The sequence below is a fragment of the Methylobacterium sp. J-088 genome, assembly GCF_022829295.1.
Lineage (GTDB): Bacteria > Pseudomonadota > Alphaproteobacteria > Rhizobiales > Beijerinckiaceae > Methylobacterium.
Window position 1 is genome coordinate 1 of record NZ_JAKSYH010000137.1, and the last position, 9,149, is coordinate 9,149.

Genomic DNA, 9,149 nt, shown 5'->3' on the forward strand with positions numbered 1-9,149 from the left:
AGCAGCGCCTTCCACGAGCCCGGCCGGGCATGCCGTGCGCCGAGCAGCGCCAGCATGGCGACGATGCCGCCCTCGCCGCGGTTGTCGGCGCGCAGGATCAGCACCGCGTATTTGAGCGAGACGATCAGGATCAGCGACCACAGGATCAGCGACACCGCGCCGGTGGCCGCCGCCGGCACCGAGGCGCCGCCGCTGGTGGCGGCCTTCACGGCCTCCTTGAACGCGTAGAGCGGGCTCGTGCCGATATCGCCGTAGACGACGCCGAGGGCACCGAGGACGAGAGCTGGCCGCAGGCGGTTGCGGGCGGGCTCATCCTCCTGCGCCGCAGCCTCCGTTCCGGGTTCCGCGGCGGCGGCAAGGGACTGACTCAACGCAACAGCTCCCGCATGACCCGCCCGGGCCTGGGCGCGTCGAGACTGCCCGACAGTTAGCAGCCAAGGCCACGTCGTCCAGCGAGGGCGCAGCCGAAGGCGCCGGGATGTCGGAGGCACACGCAGACTTGAGGGTATAACGCGTCGCGCGCAGCGCCGTAGCTGCCGGCTCAGATCAGGTTGGCGAGCGCTTCCGGACAGGAATCCCCGCGCCGTAGGCAAAAGACCTCCGCGCTGGCGTGACGGGCGATCGACGCGGCCACGGTGGCGGCCGGGGCCGGCGCGCCCTCGCTCTCGCTCACCGCAATGGCCAACAGTGGGACATCGTACCGGCGCAGGGTCTCGCAGGCCGTCAGCGCGTGGCTGATCGCCCCCAGGTAGCTGCCGGTCACCAGCAAGGCGGGAACGTCCAGCGCCCGGAGCCAGTCGAGGCCGGTGGCCGCCTCGGTGACCGGGCTCATCAGGCCGCCCACACTTTCGATCAGCAGCGTGCCCGTCGTGCAGGCGATTTGCACCCGGCACCAGCCGACGAGGTCGGCGAGATCCAGGGACCGGCCTTCCAGCACGGCTGCCTGATCGGGTGACAGCGGTGCGGAGAAGCGCCAGGGCGAACAGGCCTCCACGGCCTCGGCGTCGAGGGCGATCTCCTGGGCGTCGAGCAGGCGGGCGGTGTCGCTTTCGGCGAACCCCGGATCTCCCGGAGCCGGAACGCCGCTCGCGAGCGGCTTCACGGTCCGGACCGCCCGGCCCTGTGCCCGCAGGCGCCGGGTCAAAGCCGCGGTGACGTAGGTCTTGCCGATCTCCGTCCCGGCACCCGCGATGAAGACCGCCCGCGCGGCCATGCCGGCCTCAGGCCTGCAGGCTGCCGTGGCAGTGCTTGTACTTCTTGCCCGAGCCGCAGGGGCACGGCTCGTTGCGGCCGACGCGGCCCCAGGTTCCGGCATCCTGCGGATCGCGCTCCAGCACCGCGCCGTCCGCCGCCAAGCCCTGGGCGGCGAAGCCGTAGGCTGGGCCGGCGCCGCCATCGCTGCCGGAGCCCTGGCCGGCATAGTCCATCTCGTTCTCGCCCGTGACCGGGTCGAGATGCTGGGCGAACATCGGCGGCAGCGCCGGTCCGCCGGCTGGATACTGCTCCTGCTGCTCTTGGAACATGATCTCGACCCGCGACAGCTGCGCGGTCACCTGCTCGCGCAGGGCTGTGACGAGGCCATTGAACAGGTCGAAGGCCTCGGACTTGTACTCGTTCAGCGGATCGCGCTGAGCAAAGCCACGCCAGCCGATCACCTGTCGCAGGTGGTCGAGGGTCACGAGGTGCTCGCGCCACAGGTGGTCCAGCGTCTGCAGCAGGACCTGCTTCTCGATATAGGCGGTGACCTCGGCGCCGTTTTTCTCGGTCCGCTCGGCATAGGCCGTCTCGGCCGCCTTGAGCAGGCGCTCGCGCATCTCCTCGTCGGCGATGCCCTCCTCCTTGGCCCAGTCCTCGACCGGCACGTCGAGGTTGAGGATCTCCCGCACCTGCTCGTGCAGACCCCCGACGTTCCACTGCTCCGCGTAGGCATTCTCGGGGATGTGGCGGGCGACGAGGTCGTCGATCACGCCCTCACGCATTTCGTCCACGGTCTCGCGGACGCTCTCCTGGGCCATGAAGTCCCGGCGCTGCTCGAACACGACCTTGCGCTGGTCGTTCATGACGTTGTCGTACTTGAGCACGTTCTTGCGCATGTCGAAGTTGCGCGCCTCGACCTTCTGCTGCGCCTTCTCGATGGCCTTGTTGATCCAGGGGTGGATGATCGCCTCGCCCTGCTCCAGGCCGAGCTTTTGCAGCATCCCGTCCATGCGATCGGAGCCGAAGATCCGCATCAGGTCGTCCTGAAGCGACAGGTAGAACTTCGAGCGGCCGGGATCGCCCTGCCGGCCGGAGCGGCCGCGGAGCTGGTTGTCGATGCGCCGGCTCTCGTGGCGCTCGGTGCCGATGATGTAGAGGCCGCCCGGCAGATCCTTCTTGCGGCCGGCTTCCGGATCGGCCTTCTCGCCAGAGGCCAGCACCTTGGCGCGGTTCTCGGCGATCTCGGCCTTGATCGCCTCGATCCGCGCGTCGCGCTCCGGACCCTCCGGAACACCGGCGAGTTCCTTCTCGACCCGCATCTCGATGTTGCCACCGAGTTTGATGTCGGTGCCGCGGCCGGCCATGTTGGTGGCGATGGTGATCGCGCCGGGCACGCCGGCCTCGGCCACGATGTAGGCCTCCTGCTCGTGGAAGCGGGCGTTCAGCACGGCGAAGCGTTTGGTCACCCGGCCCTCGCGGGCGGCGGCGTACACGTCGGTCAGCGCATTCGGATCGGAATAGTCGAGCAGGGTGTAGCCGGCTTTTTTCAGCATCTCGGCGAGATGCTCCGACTTCTCGATCGAACCGGTGCCGACCAGGATCGGCTGATGGCGGCTATGCGCCTTGTCGATCTCCGCGATGATGCCGTCGTACTTCTCAGCCACCGTGCGGTAGACCTCGTCGTCCTCGTCGACGCGCTCGACCTCCTTGTTGGTCGGGATATCGACCACGTCGAGCTTGTAGATCTCGGCGAACTCGTCGGCCTCGGTCGAGGCCGTGCCGGTCATGCCGGCCAGCTTCTTGTAGAGGCGGAAATAATTCTGGAAGGTGATCGAGGCCAGCGTCTGGTTCTCGGGCTGGATCGTGACCCGCTCCTTGGCCTCGAGCGCCTGATGGAGCCCCTCCGAGTAGCGCCGGCCCTGCATCATGCGGCCGGTGAACTCGTCGATGATCACCACCTCGTCGTTCTTGACGATGTAGTCCTTGTCCCGGGTGAACAGCGTGTTGGCGCGCAGGGCCTGGTTCACGTGGTGGACCAAGCTGACATTGTGCGCGTCGTAAAGGTCGCCCTCCTTGAGCAGGCCGACCTCGCGCAGGGTCTCCTCGACGAACTCGTTGCCCAACTCGGTGAGCGAGACCGTGCGTTGCTTCTCGTCGAGATCATAATGCTCGCGCACCAGCCGGGGCATGATCGCATCGACCGACACATAGAGCTCCGAGCGGTCGTCCACCGGGCCCGAGATGATCAGCGGCGTGCGCGCCTCGTCGATCAGGATCGAATCGACCTCGTCCACGATCGCGAAATTGTGCCCCCGCTGCGCCAGCTGGGACATCTCGTACTTCATGTTATCGCGCAGGTAGTCGAACCCGTACTCGTTGTTGGTGCCGTAGGTGATGTCGCAGGCGTAGGCGTCCTTGCGCTGCGCATCGTCGAGCCCGTGCACGATGGTGCCGACCGAGAGCCCCAGGAAGCGGTAGAGCTGGCCCATCCACTCGGCGTCGCGGGCGGCGAGGTAGTCGTTCACGGTGACGACGTGGACGCCCTTGCCCTCCAAAGCGTTGAGGTAGACCGGCAGCGTCGCCACCAGCGTCTTACCCTCGCCGGTCTTCATCTCGGCGATGCCGCCCTCGTGCAGCACCATGCCGCCGATCATCTGCACGTCGAAGTGCCGCTGGCCGAAGACCCGCTTGGCCGCCTCGCGCACGGTGGCGAAGGCCGGCACGAGGATGTCGTCGAGGCTCTTGCCGGCGGCGAGTTCCGCCTTCAGCATGTCGGTGCGGGCGCGCAGGGCCTCGTCCGACAGGGCCTGGATCTCCGGTTCCAGCGCGTTGATCAGCGCCACGCGGGGGCGATAGCCCTTGACGCGCCGGTCGTTGGAGGAGCCGAAAATCTTCTTGGCGATCGAGCCGAGCATCGTGGACCTGCGGACGCGCGAGCCCGCCCACGCAGCAGCGTGGCGGGCCGGCCTGGGCGGAGTTGGCCGGGCTTATAGAGGTAAACATCGCCCGGTGCACCTGAAAGGGGCAGGCCTCAACGCCTGTCGGTGCGGTCACGGTTCCGACAGCGGCGGAACCGCCGCGCTTGCCTTCTCGTGCGACGCGGGCCACCTGTGCCGCGGCCCGCCGCCCGGCCCGGTCCGGAGCGGCCACGAGACGTCAGCCGAGGATTTCGCCCGCATGCTCCACCCCGCCCTCCTCCGGCGCGTCAGCGCGCTCGCAATCCTGCTCGCGATTCCCGGCGTCGCGTTGGCTCAGGCCCCGCAGAAGGCGCCCGCTGCCACGCCTGCCGCGAACAGTCCAGCTGCCCCGGCAGGGCCGGATTCGGTGGCGGCGAGCGTCAACGGCAAGCCGATCACGCAGGGCGACCTCGCCATCGCGTCCGACGACCCGGCCCTGTCGCTGCCCGGCGTCGATGACGCCCAGAAGAAGAACCTGCTGGTCGACTACATGGTCGATCTGCGGGTCGGTGCGCAGGCGGCCGAGGCCGCCAAGATCGGCGACACGCCGGAGTTCAAGCGCAAGCTCGCCTACTTCCGCGACAAGCTCCTGCTCGACGACTACCTGGAGCAGGAGGCCAAGCGCGCGGTGACTCCCGAGGCCGAGCACGCGATCTACGACCAGACCGTCAAACTGATGAAGCCCGAGGAGGAGGTGCATGCCCGCCACATCCTCGTGGACAACGAAGGCGACGCGAAGAAGATCGCGGCGCGGATCAAGGGCGGCGAGGACTTCGCCAAGGTCGCGGCCGAGACCTCGAAGGACCCGGGCTCGAAGGCCGAGGGCGGGGATCTCGGCTGGTTCACCAAGGAGCGGATGGTCCCCGATTTCGCCAACGCCGCCTTCGCGATGAAACCCGGCCAGGTCTCCGATCCGGTGAAGACGCAGTTCGGCTGGCACGTGATCAAGGTCGAGGAGATGCGGACCAAACCGCAGCCGACCTTCGACGAGCTGAAAGAGCAGATCGACCAGCACCTGATCCGCAAGGCGCAGCAGGACCTGATCCTGAAGCTGCGGGCGGATGCGAAGATCGAGCGCACCGATGCCCCTGCCGAGGCGGCTCAGCCGGTGCCGGAGACGAAGAAGCCCTAACGGTACACGGGGCCAGCGTCGGATGGACGCTGGCCCTCATTGGACTGCGTGCTTGGGCCAGTACCTTGAGACAGCTGAAGCTCTGGCGTCAGTAGGGCCGATCCGGCACGAGATAGCTCGATTGCGCCGGCGCGGGCGTCGGCGTGACCCCGAGGGCGGCGAGTTCGCTGGTGCGGCGGCCTTCGGCGATCCGGTCGAGCACCGCGATCAGCAGCCAGGGACACGCGATACCGATGAAGAACGCCATGAAACCCTCCCGCGCCGGATCGATCACACGTCCCGCTTGAGGGAAAAATAGGCGGCCGGGGCGCGACAGCAAGCGCCTGCTCGGACCAATCCTCAGATCCAGCCCTGGAGTTCGCGCCGCACCACGTGCTCGATCACCTTCATGCCGAGATCGCTGTCGTTCAGGCACGGGATATAGGCGAAGCGCTCGCCGCCGTTGTCCTCGAAATAGTGGCGGTTCTCGCCGTCGAGTTCCTCCAGCGTCTCCAGGCAATCGGCCGTGAAGCCCGGGGCCACGATCGCCATGCGCTTCACGCCCGACTTGGCCAGATCCATCACGGTCTCGTCCGTGTAGGGCTTGAGCCATTCCTCGTTGCCGAAGCGCGACTGGAAGGTGACGCGCATCTTCTCCGGCGACATCCCCAGCGCCTCGCGGATCAGCCGGCCGGTCTTGTGGCACTGGCAATGGTAGGGGTCACCCTTGAGCAGGTAGCTGCGCGGCACCCCGTGGAACGAGGTCAGGATGACCTCCGGCTCGAAATCGAGCTTGGCCAGACCCTCGCGGATCGAGTCGGCCATGGCGGCGATGTAGACCGGGTCGTCGTGATAGGGCGGCGAGACGCGGACTGTCGGTTGCCAGCGCATGTCCATTAGGGCGCGGAACGCCTGATCGCAGGCCGTGGCCGAGGTGGCGGCGGCGTATTGCGGGTAGAGCGGCACCAGCAGGATGCGGTCGCAACCCTGGTCGAGCAGCGCCTGAATCCGGCCGGCGACCTCCGGCTTGCCGTAGCGCATCGCCCAATCGACCACGACCGTGTCGCCCATCGCCGCCTGGAGGCGCTCGCTCTGGCCCCGGGTGGTGGTCTTGAGCGGGCCTTCGTTGAGCGCGTTGTTCCAGACGCTGGCATAATCGCGGCCCTTGGGGCCCGGGCGCTTGGTCAGGATGATCAGGTTGAGCAGCGGCCACCAGATCAGCCGCGACACCTCGATGACCCGGCGGTCCGACAGGAACTCCTTGAGATACCGGCGCATCGGCCAGTAGCTCGTGCCCTCCGGCGTGCCAAGATTCATCAGCAGGACGCCGACGCGACCCCAGGCCACCTTCGGATGGTCGGCCGGCAGGGTGGCGGCCGCGGGTTCGCGCGGGGTGAGGGGACGGCCATTGGCCAGCGCGGCGGCGGGTTCGACGCGTTCGTTCATGGCAGCGTCCCGGCGCCGCGCGCCGGGTCCTTCCTGTGGCATCAGATATCCGGCGGCCGGCGCGCACGCTGAGGCCTGGACCGGAGGCTTAACCCCGTCGGGTATGCTTCCATGTAGGGTGCGAAGCCGGCCGGCGAAGACCGGATGCGACATGCCGCACCGGATCCGCACGCACGACCCCTGTCCCTAACCACGCGGGGCGGCGCGCTGCAACCGAGGCCGTCGCCGAGCCACATCGCTGAGCCACATGGAGATTCGATGAGCGAGACACCCGTGGCCGATGCCCTCGCGGCCTTCCGCGCCTCCGGCTCACCCTGGCTGGCGCTGCCCTTCTTCGCCGACGGTGGGGCCGCGGCCGTGGCGGCCCGGGTCGATGCGCGGATCGCGGCCGGCGCCCGCGTGCTGCCGGCTCCGGCCCAGGTCTTTCGCGCCCTGACGGAGACGCCGCTGTCTGCCGTGCGCGCGGTGATCCTCGGGCAGGACCCCTATCCGACGCCGGGCGATGCCAACGGCCTCGCCTTCTCGTTCGTGGGATCGGGTCGCCTGCCGGCCTCGCTGAAAGTGATCCTCGCCGAGGCGGGCTCCGACCGGGCCGCGGGCGGCGACCTCACCGCCTGGGCGCGACAGGGCGTCCTCCTGCTCAACGGCGCACTGACGGTCGAGGCCGGCAAGGCCGGGGCGCATCTACGCACCGGCTGGGCGCGGCTGACCGACGAAGCGATGGCGGCGGTCTCTGCGCGCCCGGACTCCGCGGTCTTCCTGCTCTGGGGCGCCCAGGCCCGGGCTCGGGCGGCGCTGATCGATCAGAGCCGCCACGGCGTGTTCGAGAGCGGGCACCCCTCCCCGCTCAACCGCGCCCGGGATTTCCCCGGCTCGGACCCGTTCGGCCGGGCCAATCGCTGGCTGACGGAGCACGGGGTCCGGCCGATCGAATGGCGGCTGGGTTGAACCGACCGTCCCGTTACTGCGGCTTGACCGGCTCCGCGGGCTTGGCGGATTCCGCAGGCTTGGCCGGGGCACCCGTATCCGCGCCGGCCGGCAGCAGCACGTTCTTGGCGACCGTGCCCTCCGGCCCGTACTCGCCCGCCACCGCGAGGCAGGCCTGATCGCGGTTCTGCTGCATCTGGTTCGACATCAGCGTGAATATCGTCTGCACGCGGTTGCCGAACGGCCCCCGGGGCTGGACGTCCTCGATCCGGACGCTCTGCTTCGCCAGCAGCCCCTCGAACTGCTCAGTGCCGATTCGGTAGCCGCAGACGTTGGAGGCCGCGAAGATGTAGGCGGCGAATTCCAGGGCCCGTGGGGCCGGCGCGTTGCGGATCTGCGCTTGCGCCGGAAGGGCAGCGGCGATCAGGGCGGCGGAAAGAACGATGTGGCGCATGCGGGGGCTGTATCCTCGATCACGGCGGCCTCTGTCGGGCCGCCTCGGCGGACAACGAGATAGGCCGGTCCGCAGCCCGCGCCACTGCGACCGAATTTGACGACAAATCGAGGCTTGGCCTTCACGGCTTGTTGGCCATCGTCTCAATCGTGAGGGCGCCAACGCCCGAAAAGCGGCTCTTGTTCCGCTCCCGTCGTGCGGTGAGACAGAGTGTTAACCGGCTCGCGTCACGCCAGAGACCACGGTTTGTCCAGATCCAGGCGGTCTGCATCGCATGTTCGGTCTCGAATCCACTGTCGTCCCCCCTCTCGCCCCGGCACCCCGTGCCTCCGAGGGGCGCATGCCCGGCGGCGCGCGGCGCACCGATCCGGCTCTGTCTGCCGTCCCGGTCTGTCCGCACCGCATGGCCCGCTGGGCCTGGGGCGAAGGCCTCCGGGCGGGCGACGCCATCGCGCTGCTGGTACAGGATTTCGGCCAGGCTGAGGCCATGCGTCTTGGCCTCAGCCGCCTCGGCCTGCGCGTGATCGACCTCGCGGGTCGCCGCGGCGACGCGCTGGCCGAGGGCCTGTCCGGAGCCGTCCTGGTCATCGCCGACACGCATCTGGCGGAGGCCTACGCGGCGGTGATGGGCCGCCTCGCGACCTACCCGGCGCTGTGGTGGAATGGCCCGGGCGCCGATTTCGCGAGCCTCGATCTGGCCCTTGCCGAGTTGGCCTGAGGCGCGACGAGTCTCAGCAGAGTTGCGTCGGCACACCAACGCAACTCTGCTGTGGTTTCCATCCGGCCGCGGGTTTTTATCGCAAAACCGGCGGCCACTTTTGCGAAACCTGCTTAGAGCGCTCTCCGCCGAAGTGGACACCGGTTCGGCGCAAGAGAGCGTGTCACAACAAGAGCTTAGAGCCGTGCCCGATTGCAACGCGCACGGTACACGACACGCGTCTGCCAACACGGGTGGCAAGCGCGACATGCCCCCTCTCCCGTGCGGGAGAGGGTTGGGGTGAGGGTCGAGAAAGTTCAGGATCGCGCGCACCTTCAAGGCGCTGACAGGGTGCGCCTC

9 protein-coding genes are annotated in these 9,149 nt (G+C 68.6%); 3 read left to right on the top strand and 6 right to left on the bottom strand.

What is annotated here, in order from left to right; translation table 11 throughout:
• The 3 genes from MKK63_RS15480 to secA all read right to left on the bottom strand — a co-directional run.
• On the bottom strand, window positions 1-371 hold a 371-nt coding region (locus tag MKK63_RS15480; RefSeq protein ID WP_244003233.1), incomplete at its 3' end, for a KUP/HAK/KT family potassium transporter.
• Window positions 372-541: 170 nt separating this feature from the next.
• Window positions 542-1,213 carry a dethiobiotin synthase gene (gene bioD / locus MKK63_RS15485; protein ID WP_244003235.1) on the bottom strand — a complete coding sequence of 224 codons (672 nt, stop codon included), beginning with the start codon at window positions 1,211-1,213 and terminating at the stop codon, window positions 542-544.
• A gap of 7 nt (window positions 1,214-1,220) precedes the next feature.
• Window positions 1,221-4,112, bottom strand: coding sequence for a preprotein translocase subunit SecA (gene secA / locus MKK63_RS15490; protein ID WP_244003237.1), 2,892 nt, complete (start codon window positions 4,110-4,112; stop codon window positions 1,221-1,223).
• A 262-nt stretch (window positions 4,113-4,374) separates the two neighbouring features.
• On the opposite strand from secA, the gene MKK63_RS15495 reads away from it, so the two are divergent.
• Window positions 4,375-5,286 carry a peptidylprolyl isomerase gene (locus tag MKK63_RS15495; RefSeq protein WP_244003239.1) on the top strand — a complete coding sequence of 304 codons (912 nt, stop codon included), beginning with the start codon at window positions 4,375-4,377 and terminating at the stop codon, window positions 5,284-5,286.
• Window positions 5,287-5,374: 88 nt separating this feature from the next.
• Here MKK63_RS15495 and MKK63_RS15500 read toward each other — a convergent pair whose 3' ends face one another.
• Window positions 5,375-5,533 carry a hypothetical protein gene (locus tag MKK63_RS15500; RefSeq protein WP_243918394.1) on the bottom strand — a complete coding sequence of 53 codons (159 nt, stop codon included), beginning with the start codon at window positions 5,531-5,533 and terminating at the stop codon, window positions 5,375-5,377.
• A gap of 92 nt (window positions 5,534-5,625) precedes the next feature.
• On the bottom strand, window positions 5,626-6,711 hold the full coding sequence (gene hemH, locus MKK63_RS15505) for a ferrochelatase (protein ID WP_244003242.1): 1,086 nt from the start codon (window positions 6,709-6,711) through the stop codon (window positions 5,626-5,628).
• A 258-nt stretch (window positions 6,712-6,969) separates the two neighbouring features.
• Between hemH and MKK63_RS15510 the strand changes: the two genes are divergently transcribed.
• Window positions 6,970-7,659 carry a uracil-DNA glycosylase gene (locus MKK63_RS15510; protein WP_244003244.1) on the top strand — a complete coding sequence of 230 codons (690 nt, stop codon included), beginning with the start codon at window positions 6,970-6,972 and terminating at the stop codon, window positions 7,657-7,659.
• A 13-nt stretch (window positions 7,660-7,672) separates the two neighbouring features.
• Here MKK63_RS15510 and MKK63_RS15515 read toward each other — a convergent pair whose 3' ends face one another.
• Window positions 7,673-8,092: a hypothetical protein gene (locus MKK63_RS15515; protein WP_244003246.1), complete on the bottom strand. Its 420-nt coding sequence runs from the start codon at window positions 8,090-8,092 to the stop codon at window positions 7,673-7,675.
• A gap of 340 nt (window positions 8,093-8,432) precedes the next feature.
• On the opposite strand from MKK63_RS15515, the gene MKK63_RS15520 reads away from it, so the two are divergent.
• Window positions 8,433-8,810 (top strand): AMP-dependent synthetase, encoded by a 378-nt coding sequence (locus MKK63_RS15520; protein ID WP_244003248.1) that lies wholly within the window; start codon window positions 8,433-8,435, stop codon window positions 8,808-8,810.
• Window positions 8,811-9,149 lie beyond the last annotated feature (339 nt).

What these genes read in the sequence shown, in the direction of transcription:
- bioD (WP_244003235.1), bottom strand. Translation starts at nt 1,213, where the DNA reads ATGGCCGCGCGGGCGGTCTTCATCGCGGGTGCCGGGACGGAGATCGGC.
- MKK63_RS15500 (WP_243918394.1), bottom strand. Translation starts at nt 5,533, where the DNA reads ATGGCGTTCTTCATCGGTATCGCGTGTCCCTGGCTGCTGATCGCGGTG.
- hemH (WP_244003242.1), bottom strand. Translation starts at nt 6,711, where the DNA reads ATGAACGAACGCGTCGAACCCGCCGCCGCGCTGGCCAATGGCCGTCCC.
- MKK63_RS15495 (WP_244003239.1), top strand. Translation starts at nt 4,375, where the DNA reads ATGCTCCACCCCGCCCTCCTCCGGCGCGTCAGCGCGCTCGCAATCCTG.
- MKK63_RS15510 (WP_244003244.1), top strand. Translation starts at nt 6,970, where the DNA reads ATGAGCGAGACACCCGTGGCCGATGCCCTCGCGGCCTTCCGCGCCTCC.
- MKK63_RS15515 (WP_244003246.1), bottom strand. Translation starts at nt 8,092, where the DNA reads ATGCGCCACATCGTTCTTTCCGCCGCCCTGATCGCCGCTGCCCTTCCG.
- secA (WP_244003237.1), bottom strand. Translation starts at nt 4,112, where the DNA reads ATGCTCGGCTCGATCGCCAAGAAGATTTTCGGCTCCTCCAACGACCGG.
- MKK63_RS15520 (WP_244003248.1), top strand. Translation starts at nt 8,433, where the DNA reads ATGCCCGGCGGCGCGCGGCGCACCGATCCGGCTCTGTCTGCCGTCCCG.